Origin of the sequence: Streptomyces sp. NPDC047315, assembly GCF_040643215.1 — a bacterium.
In the GTDB taxonomy this organism is placed as follows: Bacteria; Actinomycetota; Actinomycetes; order Streptomycetales; family Streptomycetaceae; genus Streptomyces.
Genome location: NZ_JBEYTZ010000004.1, coordinates 213,458 through 239,291 on the forward strand (window position 1 = coordinate 213,458; position 25,834 = coordinate 239,291).

General features: G+C 66.0%; 23 protein-coding genes. 2 read left to right on the forward strand and 21 right to left on the reverse strand.

Annotation, left to right across the window (positions count from 1 at the left end):
* Positions 1 to 83 precede the first annotated feature (83 nt).
* From ABZ842_RS06020 to ABZ842_RS06090, 15 genes are all read right to left on the reverse strand, one after another.
* Positions 84 to 854, reverse strand: a complete 771-nt coding sequence (locus tag ABZ842_RS06020; protein ID WP_361532348.1) for a peptidoglycan-binding protein — start codon at positions 852 to 854, stop codon at positions 84 to 86.
* 359 nt (positions 855 to 1,213) lie between these two features.
* Positions 1,214 to 2,614, reverse strand: coding sequence for a hypothetical protein (locus tag ABZ842_RS06025; protein WP_361532351.1), 1,401 nt, complete (start codon positions 2,612 to 2,614; stop codon positions 1,214 to 1,216).
* Positions 2,615 to 3,458: 844 nt separating this feature from the next.
* Positions 3,459 to 4,295 carry a hypothetical protein gene (locus tag ABZ842_RS06030; RefSeq protein ID WP_361532354.1) on the reverse strand — a complete coding sequence of 279 codons (837 nt, stop codon included), beginning with the start codon at positions 4,293 to 4,295 and terminating at the stop codon, positions 3,459 to 3,461.
* Positions 4,296 to 4,299: 4 nt separating this feature from the next.
* On the reverse strand, positions 4,300 to 6,696 hold the full coding sequence (locus ABZ842_RS06035) for a phage tail tape measure protein (RefSeq protein WP_361532357.1): 2,397 nt from the start codon (positions 6,694 to 6,696) through the stop codon (positions 4,300 to 4,302).
* A 385-nt stretch (positions 6,697 to 7,081) separates the two neighbouring features.
* Positions 7,082 to 7,393 (reverse strand): hypothetical protein, encoded by a 312-nt coding sequence (locus ABZ842_RS06040; protein WP_361532360.1) that lies wholly within the window; start codon positions 7,391 to 7,393, stop codon positions 7,082 to 7,084.
* Between the two features lie 39 nt (positions 7,394 to 7,432).
* Complete coding sequence (locus tag ABZ842_RS06045; protein ID WP_361532363.1) at positions 7,433 to 7,990, reverse strand: hypothetical protein; 558 nt, start codon at positions 7,988 to 7,990, stop codon at positions 7,433 to 7,435.
* Positions 7,991 to 8,966: 976 nt separating this feature from the next.
* Positions 8,967 to 9,206 (reverse strand): hypothetical protein, encoded by a 240-nt coding sequence (locus ABZ842_RS06050; RefSeq protein ID WP_361532366.1) that lies wholly within the window; start codon positions 9,204 to 9,206, stop codon positions 8,967 to 8,969.
* Positions 9,206 to 9,544, reverse strand: a complete 339-nt coding sequence (locus ABZ842_RS06055; RefSeq protein WP_361532369.1) for a hypothetical protein — start codon at positions 9,542 to 9,544, stop codon at positions 9,206 to 9,208. Before ABZ842_RS06055 ends, ABZ842_RS06050 begins: the two co-directional genes overlap by 1 nt.
* Positions 9,541 to 10,086, reverse strand: coding sequence for a hypothetical protein (locus tag ABZ842_RS06060; protein WP_361532372.1), 546 nt, complete (start codon positions 10,084 to 10,086; stop codon positions 9,541 to 9,543). Before ABZ842_RS06060 ends, ABZ842_RS06055 begins: the two co-directional genes overlap by 4 nt.
* Before the next feature lie 188 nt (positions 10,087 to 10,274).
* Entirely contained in the window at positions 10,275 to 11,231 is a 957-nt protein-coding gene (locus tag ABZ842_RS06065; protein ID WP_361532375.1) for a major capsid protein, read from the reverse strand.
* Positions 11,232 to 11,334: 103 nt separating this feature from the next.
* On the reverse strand, positions 11,335 to 11,991 hold the full coding sequence (locus ABZ842_RS06070; RefSeq protein ID WP_361532378.1) for a hypothetical protein: 657 nt from the start codon (positions 11,989 to 11,991) through the stop codon (positions 11,335 to 11,337).
* An 8-nt stretch (positions 11,992 to 11,999) separates the two neighbouring features.
* A complete protein-coding gene (locus tag ABZ842_RS06075; protein WP_361532381.1) occupies positions 12,000 to 12,854 on the reverse strand; it encodes a hypothetical protein in 855 nt (284 codons plus the stop codon).
* A gap of 122 nt (positions 12,855 to 12,976) precedes the next feature.
* Entirely contained in the window at positions 12,977 to 14,401 is a 1,425-nt protein-coding gene (locus ABZ842_RS06080) for a phage portal protein (protein ID WP_361532384.1), read from the reverse strand.
* 12 nt (positions 14,402 to 14,413) lie between these two features.
* Positions 14,414 to 16,117 (reverse strand): terminase TerL endonuclease subunit, encoded by a 1,704-nt coding sequence (locus tag ABZ842_RS06085; protein WP_361532387.1) that lies wholly within the window; start codon positions 16,115 to 16,117, stop codon positions 14,414 to 14,416.
* Positions 16,095 to 16,592 carry a phage terminase small subunit P27 family gene (locus ABZ842_RS06090; RefSeq protein WP_361532390.1) on the reverse strand — a complete coding sequence of 166 codons (498 nt, stop codon included), beginning with the start codon at positions 16,590 to 16,592 and terminating at the stop codon, positions 16,095 to 16,097. The genes ABZ842_RS06085 and ABZ842_RS06090 overlap by 23 nt, the downstream gene beginning before the upstream one ends.
* 757 nt (positions 16,593 to 17,349) lie before the next feature.
* Here ABZ842_RS06090 and ABZ842_RS06095 point away from each other — a divergent pair.
* A complete protein-coding gene (locus ABZ842_RS06095; protein ID WP_361532393.1) occupies positions 17,350 to 17,667 on the forward strand; it encodes a GNAT family N-acetyltransferase in 318 nt (105 codons plus the stop codon).
* Between the two features lie 232 nt (positions 17,668 to 17,899).
* Here ABZ842_RS06095 and ABZ842_RS06100 read toward each other — a convergent pair whose 3' ends face one another.
* The 6 genes from ABZ842_RS06100 to ABZ842_RS06125 form a co-directional block, all read right to left on the reverse strand.
* The gene (locus ABZ842_RS06100; protein WP_361532688.1) at positions 17,900 to 18,184 is read right to left on the reverse strand and encodes an HNH endonuclease signature motif containing protein; all 285 of its coding nucleotides are present in this window, start codon (positions 18,182 to 18,184) and stop codon (positions 17,900 to 17,902) included.
* 678 nt (positions 18,185 to 18,862) lie between these two features.
* Positions 18,863 to 20,398, reverse strand: a complete 1,536-nt coding sequence (locus ABZ842_RS06105) for a recombinase family protein (RefSeq protein WP_361532396.1) — start codon at positions 20,396 to 20,398, stop codon at positions 18,863 to 18,865.
* Positions 20,399 to 20,748: 350 nt separating this feature from the next.
* The gene (locus ABZ842_RS06110) at positions 20,749 to 21,078 is read right to left on the reverse strand and encodes a YciI family protein (RefSeq protein WP_361532399.1); all 330 of its coding nucleotides are present in this window, start codon (positions 21,076 to 21,078) and stop codon (positions 20,749 to 20,751) included.
* Between the two features lie 93 nt (positions 21,079 to 21,171).
* Complete coding sequence (locus ABZ842_RS06115) at positions 21,172 to 22,317, reverse strand: PP2C family protein-serine/threonine phosphatase (RefSeq protein WP_361532402.1); 1,146 nt, start codon at positions 22,315 to 22,317, stop codon at positions 21,172 to 21,174.
* A 267-nt stretch (positions 22,318 to 22,584) separates the two neighbouring features.
* Positions 22,585 to 23,409 carry a DNA-formamidopyrimidine glycosylase family protein gene (locus ABZ842_RS06120; protein ID WP_361532405.1) on the reverse strand — a complete coding sequence of 275 codons (825 nt, stop codon included), beginning with the start codon at positions 23,407 to 23,409 and terminating at the stop codon, positions 22,585 to 22,587.
* 106 nt (positions 23,410 to 23,515) lie between these two features.
* Positions 23,516 to 24,001, reverse strand: coding sequence for a ribose-5-phosphate isomerase (locus ABZ842_RS06125; RefSeq protein WP_361532408.1), 486 nt, complete (start codon positions 23,999 to 24,001; stop codon positions 23,516 to 23,518).
* 137 nt (positions 24,002 to 24,138) lie between these two features.
* On the opposite strand from ABZ842_RS06125, the gene ABZ842_RS06130 reads away from it, so the two are divergent.
* Positions 24,139 to 25,476 carry an FAD-binding oxidoreductase gene (locus ABZ842_RS06130; RefSeq protein ID WP_361532411.1) on the forward strand — a complete coding sequence of 446 codons (1,338 nt, stop codon included), beginning with the start codon at positions 24,139 to 24,141 and terminating at the stop codon, positions 25,474 to 25,476.
* Positions 25,477 to 25,834 lie beyond the last annotated feature (358 nt).

Below are 25,834 nucleotides of genomic sequence, written 5' to 3' on the forward strand. Positions count from 1 at the left end.
GAAAGTTGCTGAGTGTGAACGGACCGGTGTTTGCGATTCCGAGCTGGTCCGCGCGGGCCCGGATACGGTGACGGACCGTGTTGTCAGGGCTTGGGGACCTTGAGGGCGTCCCACGTAGTCCGTCCGGGCCACCCGTCCGCGTCGGAGCCGACGAACCCCCGCTTCCGCTGCCACGCCGCGTACGACTTCCGGTCCGCGTCGGTCCACTGCGGCCCCGGGCCCTCGACGTACCGGCCGCACCCCTCGGCGACCAGCCGGCGCCCCATCGCGGTGACCAGCTCGGAGCGGGGCGAGGACCGGAAGAACCGGTCACCGGGGAACGGCGCGTACTGAGTCGCGGGGGGCTTGGGCTTGACGTCGACCAGGGCCCGTGCGCGCTGAACGATCGTCGGAAGCTGGGCGACAATCCGCGGCCCCGGGCAGTCGGGGTGACTGCCCCATGCCTTGCCGCCCATGCCGTGCCACCCGAGCCCGCGCCCGGTTGGGCTGGTCGCCACCGTCAGCGGCACGCCGTACTTCCGATGGGCCCATGCAAGGATTTCGGCACAGCGGGTGAGCTGGTTTTCCGAGAGCTTGTCCCCGCCCTTTCCCTCGTTTTCGATGCTGAGCCACGACGAATTGCCGCCAGCCTGTGCCCAAGCCCGATCAGCAGTGTCGACCCACTGATAGACCGCGCCATTCTTGCCGGTACCGAAGTGGCTGGAAGCCTTGGCGCGAGGGTTGCGGAACCATGAATCGGTACCGGCGAGGGTGCCCGCCATGATGTGAATCACGACCCCGCGAACTTCGCGCTGTCCGCTCCGGGTGTAGTTGACGGTTATGGGGTGCCACTGCGCACCCGAATACTTGGCCATGCTGCCTCCTGTGTGGGCATGAGAAAGCCCCGTCCGGTCGACCCGGTACGGGGCTGGTGTCTTCTTTGGTTGGAGCCGTTACGGGCCGCCTGCAACCTTTGCGACGGCAAGACCCGCAGCAACGACGGTCGCCACGGCGGTAATTAGTGCTGCGGGCAGAACGAACCGTCCGCGTTCGGATTCGAGCCCGCGGATACGGGTCTCGTGATCCTCTAGCGTCTCTTCAACGGACTCGCCTTGCTGGCCGAGGGTTCTCACATCAGACCGGAGTCCGACCACTTCGTCATATATTTCGCGGGCTCCGATGTGGACCACGCCTAGTGGGTCGTCCTCTGGGCGGCCCTCATTTTCTCGGGGACTCATGCGGATTCAACTCCCGGTCGGACTGGCGGATCGGGAGTCAGCCCCGCATCCATGGGAAGTCCATTTGTGCGCGTTCCGCGCAGGGTCAGAGTTTGAGTAATCTCACCGTTGGCCCCGCTGATGTTGATCCCGACGACCCATGCGAGGGTGTCCAATGTGGCGCCTGTGGTGTCGACTACCCGCACGACGTCCCCCAATTCAATCCGAGGATCGGCGAGGACCTGAACATCTTGTAGCAGCGGAGGCGGGAAGGCTCCTACGGTGGCGAGGGATTTGGCTAGGGCGTCGGCGGATCCGTGATCCTGTACCCATCCGTCGGGGTCGTGATCGTAGGATTGCACCCCGTATTTCTCTTGACTGAGACCGGTGTAGTAGGTGGCCCAGCAATGGGCCGGGGTGGCGCCGCTGGTGATGCTGGGCGTCGTCATCGAGACCGAGGGTCCGCCGCCCCGCCCGCGCAGCCACACGGTTTGATAGCCGCGGTTATACATGGTCAACAACAGCTTGCCGTCCTTACGTTCGGTGCTGACGTCGACCATGCCATGAATCGTTGCGGAGCCCTCGGTGTCCTCGATGGTGAAACGGATTCCGTCCGGCCCGGTTATGTCGCTCACTGTCGGTGGGGGCGCGGTATCCAATTCGTCATCGGATATTGGCCATTCGATGGTGTATGACCGCAGCGAGTCGATACGGGCCACGTTCCACGCTCGTTTTACTGTGGACTTGTCCGCCTTGACGCGTTTCCAGTCGTGCCACTTGGCCGAGCATACGTTTCGGCACGCGTCGATTTCCTCGCGCACGGTCAGTGAGGACAACTCCCGAGCTGACGTGACTGTGAGATCTGGCGTAGTGGGCTCCACCTCCCAACGGTGCCGGCTCTTCCAGCGAAATAGCCCGTCAGCGTTAAACTCCGCGGTCGACAGGCTGGCCTTTGCGATTTGAGTGATGGCATCCCACGAAGTTCCGTTGACGACAGGGATCATCCGCAGCGGAATATCCGGAGGGTCGAGAGCAGCCGATTTCACCCACGTTCCGGTTTGTGTGATTTCCTGGTGGGTCACTGGCTTTCCCGTGCGCGCTGACACCTGGAAAGATTCCGCACGGACACTCCCAATTCGGATGCCGACGTCCCCAAGGGTGGCACCACTGACAGGTGCGTTAATAGTTCCGGGCGGCAGTTTGTGAATTCCACCATCCGGGTAGAGAATGCTGCCCTCCGCTCGGGGGGCACCCGCGGGGGTAAAGTCGAGCCACATCGCGAACTGCCAACGACCAAAGGTCGTGCTCAACCCGGGAGCAGACCATACGAGGGACGCATTTTGGGTAGGGGTGCTACTGGTGCCCGCATAGAAGATGACTTGATTCTTTGCGTAATCGATCCGTGCGGTGGTGTACACCTGTGATCCGTCGGTTAGCACCCATGGCAGGGTAATATCTGTCGACCGATCCCCCGTAGTCACGTTGGTGTTGTCTAGCCATACCTCGCACAAGAACCCACCATCATGCAAATTCATAGTTACGGGCCGGCTCCGGGGTGAATACGTAGCGCGCGTAGTGCCCGCACTAGAGCCCTTTACCGCGCATTCCCAGGGGGCGCGCGTCTTGGTCCAGGTCGACCAGTCACCCGAAAGTGACTGGAGATACCCGATATTGGCTGCGGCACCACCGTGCATGCTCGCGTACACAAGGCATCCGTAGCGTGGGGGCGGACACGTGTGGATTTCTGCGTTACGCAAGAGGTGATCCACACACCATGTCGTGCTCGACACCCAATTCGTTGCGGACCCGAATGGTGTGCTTGCGTCGATCCCCCCGGACGGGCGGGGCAACCTTGCGGGCATTCGTAGCCGCTCGGCACCATCCAGCGCGGAAATCCGTACGGTGTCCGTCCCGGACTCGGCAGCACGCGCCCGTACCGTGCCGCGGATCGCTGGCAAGGTGTCTGCGCCGAGCCCCCACGCGTGTACAACGGACTGACCTGGTCGGGCAATGTCCCCTGTCGTCCTCGATGCCCACGGGCCGTAGAGGGCTGGTGCGGACTGGCCCCCCGTGCCGGTCACCACCAGGTCCAGGGCTGCCGCGGACGTGCCGCTGAATGCTCGCATCGCGTCCGGCAGATCAGTGCCGTACGAGCGGTCAAGGGACCACGACAGGACCTGTGCGCCGAGTTCGCGTCCGCCCAGCCGCACAGTGTGCGCGGCGGAGCGTTCGCCGCTCTTCAACGCAGCCGTCAGCGCGGGGCTAGCCTGCCGCATTGGTCACCTCCACCAGCTCTAGCGCGACGTCCCGCCAACGCCCGTCACCCGCCGATGCTGCGTGGCTGTACGCCGTGATGCTGTATGCGGGGGTGCCCTCGCCGTGCGGGCCGTCTCCGGCGACCAGGGCGGCGGACACGTCGCCGAGGGCACACACGGCGCGTCCGATCGGCCATGTGCCGAGGGCAGCAAACCGCACGACTGGACGTGCGTATGCGACGCCCGTAGGCACGGTCCGCACCAGGGGTGCACTTGTCGCGGCATTGGCGGTTCCAGTGACCGTCCCCGCGCTGTCCATCCACTGGATGCGCAGTTGCCCGATGGCGGCCCCTGCGGCGATCAGCCCCGGCGCCCACCACGTCACTGTCATGCCGGGGGCAACCGGGTACCCCGCCCACGTCGGGTGCTGCCAGAACAGATCAGGGCCAAGCGTGGCGGGCACGTTGACCACTGCCACCGTGGCGGGGGCCCCGGGGCCGGCGCCGGTTGCGAGCCGGATGTCAGAGTTCGACCACGACCAGGCCGTGAGCGATCCGGTGCCGTCGCCCTGGTGCCCGCCGAGCATCGAGCCGGCGAGCGGGTCCACCACTGCCACCGGGCCCGGACCGTCAAGGCGCCGAGCAAGCCGGTCCAGGTGCCGGTAATCGGCAGGCTCCATCGAGTTCCACGCGACTTTGAGCCGGCGCGGCTGATGCGGGGGCGCCCACGTTGTGACACCCCCGCCGAGCCCGGCGAACTCTTTGACTCCAAGATCCGGCGACCGGTCGAACGACGCGGCCCCGTCCTGAATTTCCCGGAGCGCTCCGGGGCGACCGATCCACATTGCTTTACCTCCTTGCGAGTTGACGTTGTCCAGCGGCGACCGCGCGAGCGATTTCGGTTTCGCCGACGCGGACGACGATGTCCCCCCGGTCCGCCTCGATCGCGCGCAGCAGCTCGACAACGACATTCCGGGTCGTGTCGACCGTCGGGGACCGCAGCACTCCCGGAGCCCTCGCGGGTCGGATGTCGGGCACGGTGACCATGGCCCGTAGACGCGCATCTAGCTCGGGCTGCGCCGCGTCGACACCTTCGGCCACACCAGCGGGCAGCCAACGGCCGATCTGATCGCGCATCACTTTGGATGGGCTGCTGATGCCGAGTGCCTTCGCGATCGGCCCCGGGATGGTGGATTTCGCCCACCCCATCAGCTTGTCGCTAAGCCATCGACCCATGCCTCGGATACCGTCCCAGATGCCCCGGGCAAGGTCCGCCCCCTGGTCGCGCAGGAGCGTCCCCAAGTCGCCTACCGCAGAATCAATGCGACCCGGAAGCCCCTTCATCCAACCCGTGAAATCTCCGAGCTGCCGTCTGGCCCCTGAAGCGAAAGACCCCACCCACCGGCCAGCGCTCACAAAGGCTTGCCCGAGTCGACCAGCGGCCCCAACAACGTTTGCGATCCAGCCAATAGCCGTACCGATGGCAGAGACCAGCAAAGAGAAGATGGGGCCGGCGAGGCGAATCAACACGGGGATCACGACACCGCCCACCCGGGACGCCAGAGTGACCGACCACGTAACCAGCGTCGCCAACGTGGATATGAGCGGCTGCGCCTTCTGCACTAGGTCAGTGAGCTTGCCGCTCATCATTTGAAGCGCAGGTGCCGCACGGGTCGATATGAAGTCCGAAACCTGAGCTAGGACGGGTGCCAGGTTCGCCATGAACTCGGCGTGTATCCGCACAAGCGCCGGATACAAAGTCTCAGTAATGATCCGAGCAACTGCAGAGAACACCGGCCCAAGCGCGGATCCCATTGCGGACGTCAATTGGCCCACGAGGGGAAGAAATTGACCTCCGATGACGGCCCAGGTTTCCCGGAAAGCAGGCAGCAACTGTGCCCGCATTCCTGTGGCCACCTCCCCAAGGCTCGGAGCTAGCGCGGCCCGAATATCGCCGCCGACGCCGACGGCTGTATCTCGGAACGCCGTCAATGCCTCCTGCCCGCCCCCAGTCCTGAACGCGTTCGCGACGTCGCCGACTGCGGACCGGGCCACCTGGAAACCAGGGGCCAAGTAATCGGCAGCCGCACGACCGGTCGACATCATCACCGGGATGACGTGGTCGCCAAAGAACGTCGTCAGCGCCATTTCCGCGGTGCGCTTCAGTTGCTCAATTCGCGCACCGGCACCGCTATGCAAGGCGTCGCCCATTTTTGTTGCCGCGCCTGCTGTATCGCCGAGCGCCTTTACGGCCGTACGCGGATCCATGGCATAGAGGGAAAGGCCCAAGTCTTCAGCCTTCGTACCGAAGAGCCCGACCGCAACGGCACTCCTTTCCGCGGGATCTTTGATGGCCTTTATCCCGTCCAGGACTTGTTGCAGTCCCTCACGGGCACCAGCACCACCGGCCGCAATCTTCCGCGTCATCGCCTCGGCGTTGAGGCCGATGGCCTCGTACGCTTCCTTGCTGGATTCCGCACCGTCCGTTGCGCGGATTTGAAATTCCTTCAAAGCATCCGCGATGGTGTCTGTATCCCGAGCACCGGAAGCCATACCCTGAGCCATAAGGCCCATAGCTTCAGCACCAGAAAGACCAAGGTCTCTAAATTTGGTGCTGTACTCATTCATCGTGTCGGCTAGGTCATCGGCGCGCGGCCCCATTTTTTGCATTGCGACCGTCATAAGGTCGAGCGCTTCGGTGCCGTTCTTCGCCAATCCGGTTTTTAGTATCTGCCCGGTAGCATTGGCGGTCTGCGCTAGGTCCAGCTCGAAAGTACTGGAGAGGTTCGAGACCTTGCCGGTGATATCTTCAATCTGTTTATTCGTCGCGCCAACCGGCATAATGCCAGACCGCATCACAGCCGAAACGGCCTGTGCAGCATCCTCTACCGAGTTAGTTATCCCATGCGCGTACAGGCTGCCTGCAACCTTGCCGTATCGCTTCGCTACGGCAGGAGTGGACCCTAGTTGCGCCTGAATCTTGCCCGGTATTCCGGACTGCTCCAGCGCCTTTGTGAATCCGGCAACGACTACCGCAGCAGCAGCAACAGCGACGGCCGCGAGCCCACCTTTCAACACCGAGCCCATGCGGCCCGTGAAGTTTTCTCCAGCCTGTTGCCCCGCCTGATTGCCCGCTTCCTGCCCCGCTGCGTCCGCAGGACCGGTTATCTGCTGCTGTAGCTCGGCGGAAAATCCCCTGACCTCGGGCATGATCGAGACGTAGCCCATTCCGACTTCAACGGCCATCAGTGACCACCCCCGGCCGGCTGGAATCGAATCAGGTATTCGGCGACTTCTTGCGGACTCCGGTCCGTACGACCGATCCGACCCGCCCCGACCCCGGGTCGCGGTATTGGTGATGGTCGCCGGCTCGGACTCTTCACCCCCGCGTTCCCGCGCTGCCAATTGCCCTCGGCGAGCCGGTCATGTACCGCCGCGAGTAGTTGTGTTTCTAGCGTCCACACCGAATCAGCACCGGCTATAGAGCGCCCGAGCGCTGATTCAGCAGGAAGGTGCATGACCAGGGCTCGGAGTCGACGCCACGTGAGCCCCGTATCGGGCTCGAAGAGGTCTCGGATATCGACCTGGTAATAGCGCTGTAGATCCGCCTCTATGGCCTCTCCGTGCTCACTTAGGAGGCGGAAGAGGCCGGAGATTCCCCCAACGGAACCCCCTCATGCTTCTGCCATTGGCGGAAAAGCTCACCCAATGCAGCGAGGGGTACGGGAACATCATCGAATCGCGACCACTGGTCGCCAAGACCCGCCTTCAGCAGGGTCTCAATATCGGTCGCGCTCGGCGCATCAAGATTCACCGACTTGAGTAGCGTCTTATCCAGCTCACCGGCAGGCGGCAACGTAAAGAGGCTGCCAGAAAGCGTGAAACGGAAAGGGGTGCGACGTGCTTCATTAACCCAAGTGTCAAGGTCAAACGGAGTGCTCATGAAAGTTCCTTTACGGCGTAGGCGATACGTTCCTGCGAATTACTTGGCCAGCGGTGCACCGCTCGCAGGGGTCGCCCAAGCCGGGTCGTCGCTGTACTTGATCGCTACCGTGCCATCAGGGCCCGGATATGCGGTAATGGTGATCTCGTACGAGATCGCCTCATCACCCTTGTATGCAATATCCCCGGTCTCAGTGACCTCGCCATCCGGGATCGCAATGCGAAGATGGGAGCCACCGTCGACTACGTCGAATCCGAAAAGTCTGCGGTCCGGCCCCGGAGCCTTGATAGCAAGCACTGACTTGCCGGTGGTCGTCACCACCTTGGAACCCTTGTGGTAAAGCTCCAAGACGGTCTTACTGGTTTCGATGGCTGTAAAAGTGAACGTCATCTCGCTGGAACTGATGACCTTCCGAACCGTCTGCCCACCCTGCCAGCCTTTGATTTCGCTGGTGTCCGCGCTGTTGGACTCGGAGATTCCGTCATCGGAAATCCAGCCGATATCCCGCACGGCAGCCGGCCAAGGCGTCGTAGCATCCGTGGGCGGAGTCGTCCCACGCGGGCCGACGTAGGCAGCGCCAGTGATGGCGATGCGCACGGCATTTGCATCCAGAGTCATTACATCCCCCAATTCAAGTAAGTGCATGGTTCGCGACAGGCGGACCATGGGTATAGATCAATCATGAATACGGCTCTAGCGGCGGCGCTTGGTGCGATATCCGGATCCCTCGTTACGTTTACGGCATTAGCGGGCGGGAGGCACTTGCGCCGCACTAGGCCCCAGGAGTCACGCCAAGCTCACCAAGAACAAGAGAGGGACCCCGCGTATTACCCACTCGACACCTACGGAGAGATTGCAGACGTCGGGCGCCGGATCGAAGAGCTAGCGAGGGAAATTGTTAAGTATCGAGGCCCCAGTCCGTATGATCCCTACAGTGATTTGGACGCACTCCATGAGGCGACGACAGCGCTTGCCAAAGCAGTGATCAAAGTGCAAATAAATGACACATCCGAACTAGGTGCCTTGGCGAAAGGAATGAATGACCTATTGCTGGGAGTAGTAGTTAACCCATACTGGACTTCAGAATGGATTGATCACTTTGCACGCGCCCGTGATCACTTTGCCCGGATGGCACTCTTGTCGCTGAAGCAAGGAGATGGCACTTAAAATCACTACAGCGTGCGTCCCCGCATGTGAATCTCAACGGCAATCGCATAGCGTGGCGAGGACGATTCAGTATCGGGCATCCAAACTGGGCCCCCGACTTCCGCCACCCGGTAAACCGAAACTCCGTCGCGCACTCCGGGCATCGCTCCGAGCAGTGCCCGGACCAGGGCGACCAGATCAGCGGCACCCGATTCCGTGTCGGCCCACGCGTGAACATCAAGCCGAGGACGGTCCGAAACCGGAGTTTGCCGGAGCCCCCCGACCCGCTGAACGCGAACAAATCGCGGTGGGCGGGGAGACGGAGTGCGGGAGACGACGGGAACGGGGTCACCCGCTGCCGCGAGGGCGGGGCGGAGATAGCCGACCACCACCGCCACCGCATCCGGCATGACAACAACTGGGCGGGTCATCCCTCGCCCCCGTCCAGACCTCGCAGCAGCTTGGTACGAGTGCCCTCGGCGTCCCGGTGCTTCAGATAGTTGCCGATCACAGCCGCACGCCAACGGCGACGGCCGAGGGCGGAATCCGTACGGAATCCATCGCCAGCGGATGCAGCGATCCGGTCGGCTGCTCGGCGCACGGCAGCCCCGGAACCGTCCAGCCGCATCAGCTTGTTGATCCCGTTGCGGTTCGGGCGGAAACGCATCACCCGGTCACCTCCCTTAGCCGTACCTCGGTGTGGTGGTGTCGACCAGCGAGGACGAACCGCGCGGGGTGCCCGTCGACATCGAGCAGCCGGCCCGCGAACTCCACCCGGTCCCCGGATGCAACGTCGATATCGATCCCGCGCCGAGTCGTGAGCCGGAGCCCGGACACGATGACCGGTCGGTCCCCGGTGGCCTCGGTGCTGCCGTCCGGCTGGACCGACACCCCGCCGACCGTGGTTTTGGTCGCCCTGGTCCAGTCGCGGACATCGTTGCCGTACCGGTCGACGACCAGGGCGGCCCGCAGGATCACGACCGTCTGTGAATAGAGGAGAGTCACCGGAGCCTCACCACCGCTGACCGCCGGCGGTACCGGGCGAGTAGGTCCCGATCGGCGGGGGCGAGGGACGCCCCGATGGTCTCCGCGGAGTAGGTCACGGACACCGAACCGACCGTCTCTTGCCGTAGGTCCCGCGGATTGCCGAGGACCCGGGCCGCAAGAGTGAGCACCACGGCAAGCACGTCGCCGGGGACGCTGCTGTACCCGTGCACGTACGTGACGGTGACGGCCTGGTCGTCGTCGACCAGTCCCAGCAGCCGCACTCGGTCCCGGACCAGGCGCCACCGGTCGGCGGGGACCAGCTCGGTCCCGCGCCGAACGGTCTGGACGGAGATCACGGGTCGCTGCGGCAGGGTCACCCAACCCCGATCGGGGGCGAGCCGAGCCGAGCTGGTCCCCCGGGTGAACGACTGCCGAGCCTCACCCCGCACCACCGACGAAGCCACATCGAGCACCAGGGCGGCCCCCGAGGGCAGCTCGGCACGGTCGCGCTGCATCCAACCGGCGAGTTGGTCCAGCGTGGCCAGAGGGGGCAGCACCATAATCCCGCCCCCTCTCTATTCCTTGATTTCCTGCGCTCCGCACTCCACACACCGCAGCACGGTCCGCGCGTCCTCGCCGGAGTCCGGAGCCGGAAAGCTCTCGGTCCTCGGCGAGGACGGACAGGAATCGGTGTGCGGGAGTTTCGGGGCGGACGCAGCACGCTTACGCGGTGGCATCCCTGCCCCCTTTACTTCGCGAGAACGCCGTTAAGGCGGGCAGCAGCCTTGCCACCGAACACCGCAAGACCACAATAGAATTCGATCCGGGTCCGGTAAGCGGGCTTGGTCTCAAGCTGTCCGAGGTCATCGACCATGACCCCGCCATTGGTGAGACCGGTCACGGCGCGGTCATCCTCGGTCTGTCCGAAACGCACGGCATAGATGGAACTCGCATCGGTCGCCGTACCCTGGGTCTCGGTCTGCGGGAGAATATCCGCGCCAGCCGCATTCTGGCCCGGGTCGAGCAGCGGAATACCGTTGTAGGTCGGTACCCACTTACCCGTAAGAGCCTCGCGGACCATCTCGTATCCGCCGATCCGGCGAGCGGCGGACTTGATACGGGCGATCACCTGCCGGTTGGCGTACAGCGCACCATTCGAGCTGGTCAGACCCGGTACGGACGCAACCAAGTTGTCCAGCAGATCGAAGAACAGATGCGAGTCGGCTGCCCCCGCACCGACGATCGGTGCGCCGTTCGTGCCGGCCGAAATTACCTGGGTTCCGATCAGCCGCTTACGCAGACCATCGAACGACTTAGGGTCGCTCGCGGTGTCACCGTTGAAAAAGGTGTCCTGAAACTTAAAGGCCGCGGCCTTTACCTTCATGCGAGTCTGTACGGCACGCTGGTCATTCAGGTTGCCGCGGGTCTGGACGATGAAACGGTCGACATCCGCGTCCCCTCCGAGAATGACCAGGCTTTCCGACTTCTGGTTTACCGTGCCGGTGCTCTCGGCGTAAGACTCGTTGACACTACGGAAAGCCACACCGGGCAGGGTGCTTTCCTCGTTGTACGCATAGCTGTTGCCTTCAATCGGCAGCAGCGGAATGCGGTCCAGGATGCTGGACTCTTGCACAAAGGTCTCAACTACGCCGCGCTGAAGTTCGGTCGTGCTGAGCTTTGCAGATTCGGCGAGCGAAAGCGCCATGAATTCCCCCTGGTTTTGGGCATGAAAAAAGGGGCTACGCTCGATGTGAGCGCATCCCCTCGGAAGTGACGAAATGATTCAGCAGCTATTTTGACTAAGCGGGTCAGTCCTCGCCGTACGCACTCCGGAGCCGGTCCAGCGGCGTTGCGGGCTCATCCTTCGGCCCCGTGCCCCCGCGCGGTCCCGCGCCCACGTCGCCCCACGGAGCCGGACCGGTCGGGGTCGAGCTGGTGCCCTCGGCATCCGCCGCAAGGTACGGCTTGGTCGTCACCAACTCGGCAACGGCAGCAGCCACCGCCGCCGCGTCGATGTCACCCCCGGAGCCGGCGAGCGTCGACACGTCCAGCAGTGCAAGAGCGTCCGCAGGGTCACGGAGCTTGCCCGCGGCAGCCGCTCGGATCTCCGCGCGCACGAGTGCTTCTGTGAACTCTGCGCGGATCTCTGTCCGCATGCCCTCGATGTCCGTGCCCCGCTGCGCGGCGTTCGATCGGCGGAGCCGTGCAACCTCCGCTTCGGCCTCGCTCGCCCTCTTCTCGGCAGCCACACGGGCGGTCTCGGCCGCCTTGACCGCGTCGGCCTGGTCGTCGGCCTGGCGTTCGGTCCCGGTCGACGGAGCAGGGTTCGGGTCCCCCTGCGGTCCGTTCGTCGGCGGGGTCGGAGCCGGGTTCCCCTGCGGGTCGGTACCGGTCGGGCCCGGAGTCGGGTTCCCCTGCGGGTCGGTACCGGTCGGGCCCGGAGTCGGGTTCGGGTCGTCAGCCATAGGGCTCCCTAGGTGATGTAGCCATGCTTTTTGAGCATGGCGATTTGGTGTTCGCGGTCATCTCCCGCGAGGTTGAAAATGGTTTCGGGCATAAGTCGAGCATTTGTCCGCTCGTAGCGCTGCCCGGAAACCTTCTGGAAAGCGGAGTTCATGGCCTTAGCGCCGATACCCCGTTTCGTGGTGCCCTCGGTCGTGACCGCCATGGGTCCTCGCCCGGTGACCGCCGTAGCCATTCCTCGGCGCGCATTCACGATCTGCCCCAAGTCCGCCCCTGCCTCTAGGGCTTTTACCCCCGCGGCTCCGAGCCGCTTGTGTTGTTCCTCCGGGGTCATCTCCCGTATGAGGTCTGTCGGGCTCTTGCTGGCTTTCCACTCCCGGTCCGTCATCGGCTCCATCCCGCAATCACAGCGAGGGTGCCGACGAAACCCGGTGGAATAGGAATACTGGCGCCCCGCGAGGATGATGCATCGTGCGCACGCGGGCAGGCGCACAACGCGCACGTAGTAGCGGCATTGGGGCTCGGCTGCCATGGACACTTGCGTTGCCGTACGGGCCGTGTCAGAGAGCGTCGTCCCCACCAGCGTGGCCATTTGGTTCAGCCCGGTGAGCGAGGCGACGTCCGGGGCCGCGCCGAGGGCGAGAGCCTGTGCGGTCCGAATCGCTGGGAGTTGCAGCAGTGTTGCGAGGGGTCGACCGTCCGCGGCAATTCCGGTGAAGCGTTCGGGAGCGAGCATCCCGACCGGGCCGGCGGCTGCCCCCTGCGCGAGCATCGTGGCCGTGACGAAAGCCTGAGCCCCTGCGGTGACGCTCATCTGTCCCGCTATCACGGCAGCGAGAATCTGACGTCCGGTCTCACCAGCCATCGCGGAGAGAATCCGGTCCGGGGCCACGTCCCGCCAAAGCGCTTGAACAGCCTCTAGAACGCCCCTCGTTGTCGACTGCACTTCCATGTACCGGGCGAGCGCGAGACTCCCAGAGTCGACCATTACGCGACTTCCGGAATGGACTCCGCGGGGCCCTGCTCACCCTCGGTCAGTTTGGGTCCGTACAGCGAGGCGAGGTCCCCGCCGAGGATTGCGGCAGCCTGGTCGGTCCGCATCCGTCGCCACCGTTCGATTTCCTCCGGGGTCACGTTTGGAATCCGCTCCCAAAGGGCTTCATCCGGGACGCCGATGGCTTTCCACTTGACTAGCGCATCGGCGTACTGTGCGTCCGTTCTGAATTGCGGATCCCTCCACACAACGGAGCCGAGGGCGAGCGCTTCCGCCCGACCCGGTTCACCGGCCGCGAGCGCTTCCAGTCGCATGACTTCCTGTAGCCCTGCGCCGAAGTGGTCGTGCCTCTCCTGCGCTTTGGCCACCAACCCCGCTTCATCGGCAGCAACCGCCGATTCCGGGATATTGATCAGCTTCTTATTCAGGTAGATAGCAGGGGTCCGGGTCTGTGCCGCGATGTGCTCAACTGCCTGAGTGATCAGATCCAGGAAGCCCCGGAGATCAGCAGCCGAGAATTCCGCGATGCTCGCACCCTGGCGCTCCAGCCAAAGCAGTCTGTCCGAACGGAACTTCGCTAGCGGTTCGTCCTCTTCGCCGACCACTTCGCCCGTGTCAGGGTCGACAATCTCTCGTACCGGTCGGTCCATTCCGAGAACCACACGGGCAGGAAGTGCCCGTTCGTCGGACGCTGTCATGGTGTGCAACCACAACGTATTGATCGAGTTCTGAAGTGGGATGACCGGAGCCAACTCGGAGATCGGCGACGTGTCCAAGCGGGTCTGATTCGGGAGTTCCACCAGCGGTACCGAACCCAAGGGATTCGGAATATGGCTCGGCTCACCACGGGAAAGCCCCGCAGTACGCCCGGTCCACTGACCACCGGCACGCCGAGGACGCTGCCACCTATAAACCATCTTCGATGTGAAGAGAGTGGCGAACTCCAAATCGTGGTCCTGCCATACCTTAAGCCCAGCGGCGCGAAGCCGGCGACGCCCCGGAACATACTCCACTATCGCCGCGGATGGCTTCTCAAAAGTGATCTCGGTACGGACTCCATCAGGTTTCCACACCAGCGCGTAAGAACGCCCTGAGATCAGTGCTTCCAGCAAGGCTAGGTTAACCTCAACATGGCACCCGGAGCGCTTCCAAGCCTGCCCCGCAATCTTATCTATGGACCCGTCTTCCAAGCGGAATGCGAGGGGCCGCAGACGTTCCGCCGTTGCTTGGGTGACGGTCCTGCACCAGTTGTCAGAGAAGTCGTCAAACAAATCCCCCGTCTGCGTGCTGAACTCCGGCGAAGCGAAAAGCAACGGGTGCTTACCCTCGTAGTAGTTCGACCAGCGCCGTACCCTGTGACCTCGCCGTTTCAGCTTCCGGTACAGCCGCTGCGTCATCTGTAGCGGTGTCTCTGACATGCCCCTCCATTGCTATGCGCTTGCGGCGCGAGGACGCTTCAGAGGGCGACGAACATAACCGTCAAGAGCCATCACTGCTGCAACGATCCCGTCAATACGGGCCGAGGACTTATCCCGATCCGGCTTCACGGGCCGCAGGTTGTCGTTACCGTCCCGATAGACCTCAACAACGCTGGCATTCCAGCGGAGCACCGGTTGTCCCCCGTGCTGTATACGCCCCTCGCGCAGCAGCCGTTCAAGTTCCTTGCATCCGGGCGACATGCCCAAGTAGGTCTGCGCCACGGGGACGATATCGACCCCGCGGGTTTTCTTCTCGATGCGCTGGACCAGTTGCCCCGCAAACATCCTGTCGTAACTGATGCGCTGCACGTCGAGTCGACGGCAGTCCTCAACGATCTGCCGTTCAATGGTGTCATAGTCGATTGCGTCGCCCTCGGTCAATGTCAGCAGACCATCGGCAGCCCATTGCCTGATCGGGACTTGTAGCTGCTGCTCTAGTTCGTCGGCCCGTTCCTCCGGCAGCCAAAAGCGCGCGACTAGCTCTAGCTCGACTCCGGGCACCCGGGATTCAACAGCGAGGACCCAAGCGGAAAGATCTGACACCGCGGACAGGTCGACCCCGCCCCAAGCGCGCCGGTACCTGAACTTGTCGTAATCAACAGTCCCTGCACATTCGTCCCAAAGGGTAAGCGTCAGCCACCGCGAGGCGGAGCGCATACGACGGTTGAGGGACAGTCGGCAAAAGGTGGCGAAGTAACTTGGTGTCGAGCGCGCCTTGTTCGCCTCGCGGCGCATGTAGGCGAGACTCGGCGATACCCCTAGACCAGGGTTGGCCTTGTGCCAAGTTTCCTCGGCGTACGGGTCGTCTTTCTCATCAGCAGCCCAAATGACCCCGTAGTGCGCGGAGTCCGTGACGATATCCTCGGCACACCTTCGGGTGTACGTGTGTTTCTCATCGTAAATGCTGCCCTCGGTACCCTCATCGGCCGTCGTAATGAAGATGATGAGCGGCTGATCGCGGGCACCCGTACCGGTCTCGATGGCGTCGATAAGGTCCCTGCGCTTATGCACGTGGACTTCATCGACTATCGCGCCGCTGACATTCAGGCCATGTGCGGTCTCGGCGATTTTACTAAGGGCCCGGAATACGCCACCGGTCCTCGGAACCCGGATGAGCCCGCGGAGAACTTCAACGCGGCCACGAACTGCACGACTTGTCAGCGCCATGCGCTTAGCGTCATCAAAGACGCGTTCAGCCTGCGGAAGCGAGCCGGCTGCCGCGTAAACCTCGGCCCCAATCTCCCGATCAGCGAGCAGCAACACCAGGCCAATGCCCGACGAAAGAGTTGACTTGCCGTTTTTCCGAGGGACTTCGACCCACGCAGAACGAATCACGCGGACCGCTCGACCTAGCTCCGGATCATAAGCAAGCCATCCGAAGATGGGAGCCACGACCCAAACGACTTGCCAGGGGGCGAGCTTCAAACGAGAACGGCCCCAACGGCCCTTCGTATGCTTGAACTTCTCAATCGCCCGGATAGCGCGCCGAGCGGCAGCAACATCAAAATATGCGCCCGGAGCCTGCGCGGCTTGTGCCGCAACCACCAGGGGCCGCGAGCGGCGCGCAGTAGCTATGTCGTCCTCGGTCAGTCCGAGTTTCCGCAGTGCGTCGAGCGGGACCGGCAGATCATCGTCAGTCGAACACGTCGTCGTCATCGTCTCCGTAGTCCTCGGGCGATATCAACCGGCCCCGGGCAGACGGAGACAACCCAAGCTCGCCGATGTAGCGGGCAAGCTGCGTGCGGTACTGCCCCACAATCGTGGTCGCGCCGTTCTTCTGCCACCCTCGCTCGCCGAGCATCAAGATTCCGTTGACCGAGATCTCCCGTTCGCACTGGTCGATACGCGCGATGCAGATGCAGTAGTCCGTCAAAGTGCTGGTGTCCACGGTGCCGATACCGGCTGTGAGTTCCAGCACGGGGACGACCCTGCGCCATTCACGGGAAGCGACGTTCCGACATCGCTCGTTCACGGCCCCTTGGTCTCCGGGCACATCTGCGAATGTGTCTGTCCAGTCAGGTTCAGCGAGGTCCGCGGGCGGTAGTCGTACCCCCTCGTTAACGGGTCGCTTACCGGGGTTCCCCTCCCTGATTACCTGTAGCGGTGGCTTTCGCCGAGTCGGGTCCGCCATTCCTCACCCCATTCCGAGTCACTTGGTTGTCATGTGTTCAGCGCGGAGTCCGCGCAAAGGGGTCCAGCTGCGGCGCTAGCTTTTTGCCTCCCTGCCGATCTTTCGGGCGAGGGGCAGGGGGACCCCGCCCGGGGGTCACCGCGTCAGAACGGCGGACGCTCGCCTGATTCGCTCTGAGAGCGCCGTTCAGCGACGAACCCACCAGGCTGGTGCCGAGCTGTCTCGCGGCCATGGCACGACGTGCACAGCGGACGGAGGCGCGACCACGCGTCGGGATCGGGAACACCTTGGGCGACCAGCTCGCGCCGGCTCACCGGATGGTGGTCGGCGACCGTCGCAGCGGCGGAGCACAGCACGCACCACGGGTGTGCGTAGAGGTACGCGCGCCGAGCGCGCTGCCACCGCGAGTCATACGTTCGGCCACCAGCCGCGCGGGCTCGGTCCGCTTCCCGTTGGTGCTCCGGGCACCGACCACCACGGGGGGTCAGTGCGGGGCACCCGGGGATGGTGCAGGGGCGGCGGGGTCTACGGGGGATAGGGGATCACCTCCAACACCCGGGGCAGCCCGATACCGTCAGAGCCACCAGGGATGGACCAGGGCGACAACGCCCCGAAGAGAGGGAGACACGATGTGTGCGGCATGCACAGCAGCGAACGACCAGGAGTGTGCCGAGGATGGACATGTCTTTGAGTCCCCCGAGGGTGACCAACTCGACTGGTGCACGTACTGCGGACTGCCGAAGAACTACGTTCAGTCGTGAAGCACACCTATGCCTTGCACGACGGGCGAGCGTCGGTCGACCTGGTGATAGGGCTCGAAGGTCCCGCGATCGTGTCCCGCGTCATCGTCCGACCCTCAGCACGGGGCCAAGGGTGGGGCTGTGAAGTGCTCCGCGCGGTGCTCGATGACGCAGACAGGGAAGGTGTCCCGCTGATCCTGGAAGTCGACGACGGGTCGGCCGAGTTCTCCGGGGCAGCGCTCACGGACTGGTACAGCCGGTACGGGTTCGAGCCCGTCCCGGGAAGCGATCAGACCATGATCCGGCACCCCCGCAAGAGCATTGACCCGGTCTAGATAGTCCTCGACAACCGGAGCGGTGCTGTTGCTCCACACGGTCTCTGGCAGTGTGGCAGCAGCGAGAGCAGAGCAGACGGCCCGGTACCGGTCGGCATCGTCCGGACCGTGAACGTTGGACTCCGAGAGCCCCACCACGGGTACGGGCACCATCAGGTGTTGCCGGTCGGTAAGGGTGAGCCCCTGCGGCAGAACGGTGTCAAGCGCATCCGCGAGAGCCCGTTCGTACGCCTCAAGCGATGGCACGGGCATTCCCGAACTCGGTGTTCGTCTTGAGCTGGTGGCAGCCGACGCAGAGCACATGAACGTTCCGATCGGTGTCGGCTCCACCCATGGCGAGGGGCCGCACGTGGTCTACCTCCAACCCACCCGCGGGGAACGTCTCCAGACACCAGGCACACCAGCCGTTCCCGCGGGAGTCGACCGTTCGTCGGAGCCGTGCCGCACCGTCGTACCGGGCCGCTCTGCGTCGTCCTCGGCGTGCACGGGAGCGGACCGGAGCCCGCCCCTCGTACATGCGGTGGTGCTGTTCACAGCGGCCCCGATGGGTCGCCGGCTCGGTGCAGTCAATACAAGGCACGTGCCCCCCTCATGTCGTGTACTCGGACACCATGGGGAGACCACGAACTACGCGTTTCTGTGGTCTCCCCGCGCTCTGCACGATGGGCGTTTCGCAGCAGCAGAGCCTCTGACGAGAGCCCCGGGCACTCAGACCACCTGTGTCCCCCTGTCGGGCGGGTGTGCGGTAGTCCCGGTGTCTCTCTGTGGGAGTAATAGGGACCGAGGGATTCCCGTCCGCCGTAGCGGTCCCGGGCGCCCCCTGGTTCCTGTCTCCTGGTGTGGGAGTAATAGGGACCGAGAGATTCCCGGGGTGACGGGGTGATGACTTTGGGGCCGTTCCAGGTTTTCTATAGGTTTTCTCATGCCAACTAGAAAGAGGGTCAAAGTCGTCACCTCGACACCCCTTGCCCCGCTGAATGCGGCAACGCCACGCCGAGGGCGAGCCGTCGAGCGGGCACAGGACGCTCCGGGCGCCCGTGTGCGGGCAACAGAAAGCCCCGGATGGTCGCGGGGACCATCCGGGGCTGTTAGGGCGGCTACGGCCGTACTGCGCCCCGTCGCCGGGGACCGAGCCTGACCCGTGCACCCATGTCGGCACGGACTACAGGTGATCGTAGGTGGTGCGGCGGGGTGGCTACGCCGCTTCGGCGAACCTGTCCGGGTCGGCGTGCTCGGGCTCGGCCCACTGGATCGAGACCCGCGCGGTGCCGTCGAACCGCACGCCGCGGGATGGGGCTTTGGTGACCGTCACCGTGTCAATTGCCAGTCCGATCAGGTCCCTGCGCGCAATCGGGTCGGACGCTTCCCACATCTCGTGAGCGCGGCCGTTGACGAGTAGCGACAGGTCGACCGTGCCGGAGCCGGCAAGCTCGGTGAGGCGTTCCTCCGCTGCGTCGAGCCTGCGTTCCGCAGCGTTTTTGTGGGGGATGCGGTACTTGGCGGAGCGCCCGGTGTAGAAGCCGGCCCGGTCGTCGCTGTGCCACTGGTCCAAGGCAGCCTGCGCGGCTCGTACTTCGGCGCGTGCGTCGGCGACTTCCTGTGTCTCGTCGGGCTTCTGGAGTGCCTGCCAGCGTTCGGCGACGGCGACCAACAGCGGGTCGTCGACGCTGGCGCGGTACAGACGGTCGGACCATGTGGGAACGATGTACCGCTCTATGACAGCGCGGCTCACCGTGGCGGGGGCGGGGCACGCTTCGGGACCGTCGGCCCTGCGCAAGCAGCAGTACGACGCACCGTTGAGCGTCATGGCGCCACCGCATCCGGCGCACCGAACCCGCCCGGACATGCTGTGTGCAACGCGGCCCGGTCGCTCGGTGCGGGGGGCCATGCTGACGATTTGGTTCCCGGAGAGCACGCGGCGGGCTCGGGCGGCAAGGTCGGCGGGGATCATGTCGGGCAGCACGTCGGGCGTGACGACGCGAACCTTTTCGCCCTTCTCGTCGAGGAACGGAACCCGGTCGGTGTAGCCCTTGCCACCCGGGGAGTGCGTCAGCCACCCCTCATACACGGGGTGCGTGATGATGGACCGGATCGCATCCGCCCGCCACACGGCACCCATACCGGTACGGAGCCCTTCAGCGTTGAACTTGCGGCACAGCGCGCGGGACGACGCACCCTTACTGATCTCCGTGAAGATCCGGACGACGACTTCCCACGGGGTCACCTCCCGCTGCTTCTTCACCAGGCACATGTAGGGGGTGGTGTTGGGGCGCAGCTTCCGCGTGGTGGGGTCGACCACCAGGCCGAACGGGGCCCGACCGAGCCACTTGCCCTCGCGCCGCTGCGTCGCCTTGGTGCTCTTGACGTTGTAGGACAACCGCTGCGAGTACTCGCGTGCGTTCTCGGCGCGGTCGATGATCCAACGCCTGTCGCGTTCGTCCATCGAGTCAAGACGTTCGTAGTCGAAGATGACCCGCGCGCGCCCCAAGATCGGCACGACTGCTTCCGCGCCCTTGCGGCTGAACCGGTCGAGCGCGTAGACCCACAGGCAGCCAACCTCACCGGCCAGTACGGCAGCCATCGCCGCGTCGTACTTCGGGCGCCGGATGTCAGACCAAGCGGACAGGTTCTCGCGCCATATCTTGCGGACGCAGTACCCGTTTTCGTCCGCCCACCGAATGCCCCGGCCCTCCTGGTCCCGGATCGATAGGGTGCGCTCGCCCTGGCGCACGATCTTGCTCTTCCGTAGCAGTAGGTCCACCTGGGGGCGACCGTGGCACGTGCACACACCCGCGCTTGAAGTGTTCTCCATGCCGACTGTAGGGACCGAAGAATTCCGGTGAGCGCGCTCGGGAAGTACGGCGGTAGTCATGGAAACCCCTGCTGACCTGCGGGTTCGGCCCGCGCCGGGCAGTTCCCAGGGTGTCGGAACTACCTGCGCGAACAACCCACCACCGGCCGGCGGAGACCGATGCTCCCGCAGAGCCACGGCGGACATGTCCAGGGGCGAGGAAACCCGTGGGCAAGACGCCACCGGGTCGCACGGACCGAGCACCCCGCAGGGGGACGGCGGCCGAGGGGTCAGCCGGTGAAGACCTCTTGGAGGACGCTCTCACCGTCGCCGACGATCCGTCGGAAGCGGCGGGCCAACTCCACCGCCTCCTCCTTGCTGCGTGCCTCCACCAGCGCGAAGCCCACGACCGCTTCCTTCGTCTCGGTGAAGGGGCCGTCGGTGATGGTGATCTCGCCGCCGGCGGAGCTGACGAGGGTGCCGTTCGGCGCCAGGCCACCCGTGGCCAGCAGCACCCCGGAGGCCGTCAGTTCCTCGATGAACGCGGACATCTCCGCGAACATCTTCTCGTCGGCGACCGGGGTGGCGTCCGTGGCCTTGGTCATCATCATGTAGCGCATCGGGGTCTCGCTCTCTCCTGCGGTGCTCGGCGACCCGTTCGCCTCGCTCTCACCCGGACGTCGAAGAGCTTATGTGACAGGGAACGGCGGCCGTCAGGCACCGCGGCAGAGCAGCAGCAGCGCGCGGTCGTCGTTGACGTCCTTGGCGACCGCCTCGATCAGGTGCCAGGCCGCGCCCTCGAACCCGGAGTGCACGTACCGGTCGGCCTCGCCCGTGAGGCGGTCCATGCCCTCGCTCAGGTCCCGGTCCGACGCCTCCACCAGGCCGTCAGTGAAGAGCATCAGGACGTCACCGGGGCGCAGCGCACCCTTCACGGGGTCGAACTGCGCCCCTTCGTACACCCCGAGGAGCGGGCCGTCGGCGCCCTTCTCCTCCCACAGGCCGCTGCCTGCGTTGAGTTGGAGCGCGGGCAGGTGGCCGGCGGAGAAGAGTTCGTAGTCCCCCGAGTCCAGGTCGAGGACGAGGTGGATGGAGGTGGCGAAGCCCTCGTCCCAGTCCTGGCGGAGCAAGTAGCCGTTGGCGGCGGGCAGGAAGCCGTGCGGGGGCAGCGAGCCGAGGAGCCCGCCGAAGGCGCCGGAGAGCAGCAGCGCCCGGGACGCCGCGTCCATGCCCTTGCCGGAGACGTCGGTGAGGACGACCTCCAGGGTCCGGCCGCCGTTGGTGCGGGCCGCGACGACGAAGTCGCCGGAGAAGGACTGCCCGCCGGCCGGGCGCAGCGCCATCTCGCGGTGCCAGCCCTTGGGCAGCCGGGGCAGGGCGCTTTGGACCCGGATGCGTTCGCGCAGGTCGAAGAGCATGGTGCCGCCGCGCCGCCAGGGCACCCCGACCCGGGCCCGGAACTGGGCGATCAGCAGCCCGAAGAAGCCGCAGGACGCCACCACGAGGACGGTGCCCGGGGTGACCCGGGCCGGGCCGTCCGCGTACGGGCCGAGGGTGAAGGTCTCCACGATCAGCCCGGCGGCGCACGCCGCGTACAGCCCGAGCAGGCTCGCCGGCCGCAGCAGCAGCGCGCCCGCCACGATGGGCAGGACGAGCGCCGCGGGCGAGATCCACTCGGAGTTCCAGGTCGTGCCCCAGGTGAGCAGGGGGACGGTGAGGAGGAGGCCGGCGAGGGCGAGGGTGTCGGAGCCGTCGCCGCGGAAGTAGTCGACCATGGATTTGCGCAGCGCGATGCGGACCCGGTGCGCCGTCTTGCGCATCCGGGCCCTGAGCGAAGCTGCTGCGCTGCCGTGGGCCATTGACGTGTGACCCTATCGATCCATCGATGTTTCGTGCAGGGGGACCCCTCAGACAATGCATTCGAAATCGGATCGCACTGTCGACATATCGTCCGGTCATCATGGCATATGACAGGACCTCCCCCGGGGTGCGTGTGACCGGGGGAAACGTGTGGTCCGTCTGCGACTGCTGGGGTACGGGTCGCGCACAGGTCGAATGCGCGGTGTCGGGCGCCCCGGGGCGCCCGCGGCCGGGCGCCGCCGAAGGGTCTTCAGGGCCGGCGGGCGTCAGTCGTCGATCGCCGCGCGGGGCTGGCAGCGCGGACACCAGAACAGGTTGCGGGCGGCGAGGCCCGCGGTGCGGACTTCGGCGTCGCAGACGTGGCACGGGAGGTTCGCCCGCCGGTAGACGTACACCTCGCCGCCGTGGTCGTCGACCCTCGGCAGGCGTCCCATCGCCTCCGGCGTGTGCTCCGGGCGCACGGTGTCGATGCGGTTGTTCCGCACGCCCTCGCGCATCAGCTCCACCAGATCGGTCCAGACGGCGTCCCACTGCGCGCGCGTGAGGTGCCGGCCGGGGAGGTACGGGTCGATGCCGTGGCGGAACAGCACTTCCGCGCGGTACACGTTGCCGACGCCCGCGATGACCTTCTGGTCCAGCAGCAGCGCGGCGACCGTCGTGCGCGAGCGGCTGATCCGCGCCCAGGCGCGGCCCGGGTCGTCGGCCTCCCGCAGCGGGTCGGGCCCCAGCCGGTCGTGTACCGCGCCCTTCTCGGCGTCCGTGATCAGCGCGCAGGTCGTCGGGCCGCGCAGGTCCATGTACGCGTCCGCACCCACCAGCCGCAGCCGGACCGTGTCGGTGGGCGGCGGCGCCGGGGTCGCGCCGAAGTCCACCTTGCCGAAGAGGCCGAGGTGGACGTGGACCCAGCCGAACGGCCCGAACCCGAGGAACAGGTGCTTGCCGTGGGCCTCCGCCTCCTCCAGCTCCCGGCCGTCCAACAGGGCGGCGGAGTCGGAGAACTTGCCCTGCGGGCTCCGTACGGCGAGGGCGCGGCCGACGAAGCGCGCGCGGTGGTCGGCGGCGAGCCGGTGGATCGTATGCCCTTCGGGCACGGCGGACTCCTGGGGTGTGCCGCGCCCCCGCTCCCGGTGCGGACGGGAGGCGGGGGCGCTGGTGAGGTGCGTGGGGACGGGGGTGGGCGGGGGTGGGGACCGGGGGTCAGGGCTGGGGGTGGCCCTCGGGGATCGGCGGCAGCTCGCCCGTCGACTCGTAGCGGCTGAGCATCTCGATGCGACGGGTGTGCCGCTCCTCGCCGGAGTACGGGGTGTCGAGGAAGATCTCCACGAAGCGGGTGGCCTCCTCCAGGGTGTGCATCCGGCCGCCGACGGCGATCACGTTCGCGTCGTTGTGCTCCCGGCCCAGCGCCGCGGTCTGCTCGCTCCACGCCAGCGCGGCCCGGACGCCCTTGACCTTGTTGGCGGCGATCTGCTCGCCGTTGCCGGAGCCGCCGATGACGACGCCGAGGGCGTCGGCGTCGTCCGCGGTGCGCTCGGCGGCGCGCAGGCAGAAGGGCGGGTAGTCGTCGAGGGCGTCGTAGATGTGGGGACCGCAGTCGACGGGCTCGTGGCCGTTCGCCTTCAGCCACTCGACGAGGTGGTTCTTGAGTTCGTATCCGGCATGGTCGGAACCGAGGTACACGCGCATGGACCGAAGTGTGGCACGCGCGCACGGTGGCGACGGCGCCGGGCGGCTCCCGGCCGCTCCGGTCCGCGCCGGTCCGTCCCGGCAGAGGTCGGGAAACTTGACGGTCCTTGTCAGGTATTCCGGGAAAGCTGGCCCGTATGGATCACACGAACGACGTTCAACACATCGCCCGGGTCGTCCTCGGCCCCGCCGATCCGGGATACGACGAGGAAGTGGCCGGCTTCCAGACCGGCTTCCGCCACCGCCCCGAGCTGGTGGTCGGCGCGGCGGACGCCGACGAGGTGCGGCGGGCGGTGACGTACGCCGCCGGCCGCGGCCTCACCGTGTCCGTGCAGGCCACCGGCCACGGGCTGCCCGGCGCTTCGGACGGCGGACTGCTGATCACCACCCGACGCATGGACGGGGTGCGCATCGACCCCGCCGCGCGCACCGCCCGCATCGACGCGGGGGTGCGCTGGGCCCAGGTCGTGGCCGCGGCCTCCCCGCACGGGCTCGCCCCGCTCAGCGGCTCGTCGCCGGGGGTCGGCGCGGTCTCCTACGTCCTCGGCGGCGGGATCGGACTGCTGGGCCGGCGCTTCGGTTACGCCTCGGACCACGTGCGGGCGCTGGAGGTGGTGACCGCGGACGGCGAACTGCGACGGCTGACGGCGCGGGGCCCCGACGGCGACCTGTGGCGGGCGCTGCTCGGCGGGGGCAACGCGGTCCGGCTGGGCGTGGTCACCGCGATGGAGATCGACCTCTTCCCCGTCGCCGCGCTGTACGGCGGGTACGTGCGCTACGGCGAGGAGTCCGTGGAGACGGCGGTGCGGGCGTACCTGGAGTGGACCCGCGGCGTGCCCGACGAGATGACCTCCGGCCTCGCGGTCATGTCCTACCCCGACGCCCCCGGCCTCCCGGAGCACCTGCGGGGCCGGTACGTCGCGACGGTCTCGGTGGCGTACTCCGGCGACGGCGCGGCCGGGGCGCGCCTGGTCGCCCCGCTGCGGGCGGCGGCACCGGTGCTGGAGGACACCCTGCGGGAGCTTTCGTACGCGGAGAACGCGACGGTGTACGCGGAGCCGGACCAGCCGCACGCGTACTACGGGGACAACGCGATGGTGCGGGGCCTGGACGCGGAGACGGCGGTGCGGGTGGTGAAGGCGACGGGGCCGGGGCAGCCGGTGTGGTCGGTGACGCAGATCAGCCACTTGGGCGGGGCGCTGGGGCGGAGCGGGGGCGGCGGCCTGGACTCGGTGCCGCACCGCTCGGCGGCGTACGCGGTGCGGATGCTGTCCGTGCTCACCCCGGACACCGGGGTCGCCCGGGTGCGGGCGCTGCACCGCGAGGTCTTCGCGCTCCTGGGCGAGCAGGTGCTGGGCCGCGCGGGGAACTTCTCGTTCGGCGGCGGCGACGAGGTGGAGGGCCTGCACGACACGACGCTCTCGGCGGCGCTGTCCCAGACGAAGCGCCGCTACGACCCGACCGCGGTCTTCTAACCCCTACGGTGCGACCTCCCGCCACGGGCCATGCGGGCCGTGTGCCACCTGCGCCCCGGTGGTGGGCTGTTCGCGCAGTTCCGCCCCCTACGCCCAGAGGGCGTGGGGGGACCCCCAGCGCCCCTGGACATGTCCGCCGTAGCCCTGCGGGCAGGTTTGGTCTCTGCAGACCGCGGTGGGCTTGTCGCGCAGTTCCCCGCGCCCCTGTTTCGCTGCCCCCGTCACTTGTCTGCAGGCCGAGGGTAGAGGGTTTAGGGGCGCGGGGAACTGCGCGACAAGCCACGATGCACCCGCAGAGACCATTGCGCCCGCAGGGCTACGGCGGACATGTCCAGGGGCGCGGGCGGCACACAAGCGC

Bases quoted from the DNA above. Each gene is read 5' to 3' on its own strand.
- ABZ842_RS06020 (WP_361532348.1), bottom strand. From the start codon at position 854: ATGGCCAAGTATTCGGGTGCGCAGTGGCACCCCATAACCGTCAACTAC.
- ABZ842_RS06065 (WP_361532375.1), bottom strand. From the start codon at position 11,231: ATGGCGCTTTCGCTCGCCGAATCTGCAAAGCTCAGCACGACCGAACTT.
- ABZ842_RS06125 (WP_361532408.1), bottom strand. From the start codon at position 24,001: ATGCGCGTGTACCTCGGTTCCGACCATGCCGGATACGAACTCAAGAAC.
- ABZ842_RS06060 (WP_361532372.1), bottom strand. From the start codon at position 10,086: ATGGTGCTGCCCCCTCTGGCCACGCTGGACCAACTCGCCGGTTGGATG.
- ABZ842_RS06075 (WP_361532381.1), bottom strand. From the start codon at position 12,854: ATGGCTGGTGAGACCGGACGTCAGATTCTCGCTGCCGTGATAGCGGGA.
- ABZ842_RS06035 (WP_361532357.1), bottom strand. From the start codon at position 6,696: ATGGCCGTTGAAGTCGGAATGGGCTACGTCTCGATCATGCCCGAGGTC.
- ABZ842_RS06110 (WP_361532399.1), bottom strand. From the start codon at position 21,078: ATGCGCTACATGATGATGACCAAGGCCACGGACGCCACCCCGGTCGCC.
- ABZ842_RS06080 (WP_361532384.1), bottom strand. From the start codon at position 14,401: ATGTCAGAGACACCGCTACAGATGACGCAGCGGCTGTACCGGAAGCTG.
- ABZ842_RS06115 (WP_361532402.1), bottom strand. From the start codon at position 22,317: ATGGCCCACGGCAGCGCAGCAGCTTCGCTCAGGGCCCGGATGCGCAAG.
- ABZ842_RS06100 (WP_361532688.1), bottom strand. From the start codon at position 18,184: ATGTACGAGGGGCGGGCTCCGGTCCGCTCCCGTGCACGCCGAGGACGA.
- ABZ842_RS06130 (WP_361532411.1), top strand. From the start codon at position 24,139: ATGGATCACACGAACGACGTTCAACACATCGCCCGGGTCGTCCTCGGC.
- ABZ842_RS06050 (WP_361532366.1), bottom strand. From the start codon at position 9,206: ATGCGTTTCCGCCCGAACCGCAACGGGATCAACAAGCTGATGCGGCTG.
- ABZ842_RS06090 (WP_361532390.1), bottom strand. From the start codon at position 16,592: ATGGCGGACCCGACTCGGCGAAAGCCACCGCTACAGGTAATCAGGGAG.
- ABZ842_RS06070 (WP_361532378.1), bottom strand. From the start codon at position 11,991: ATGGCTGACGACCCGAACCCGACTCCGGGCCCGACCGGTACCGACCCG.
- ABZ842_RS06040 (WP_361532360.1), bottom strand. From the start codon at position 7,393: ATGAGCACTCCGTTTGACCTTGACACTTGGGTTAATGAAGCACGTCGC.
- ABZ842_RS06030 (WP_361532354.1), bottom strand. From the start codon at position 4,295: ATGTGGATCGGTCGCCCCGGAGCGCTCCGGGAAATTCAGGACGGGGCC.
- ABZ842_RS06085 (WP_361532387.1), bottom strand. From the start codon at position 16,117: ATGACGACGACGTGTTCGACTGACGATGATCTGCCGGTCCCGCTCGAC.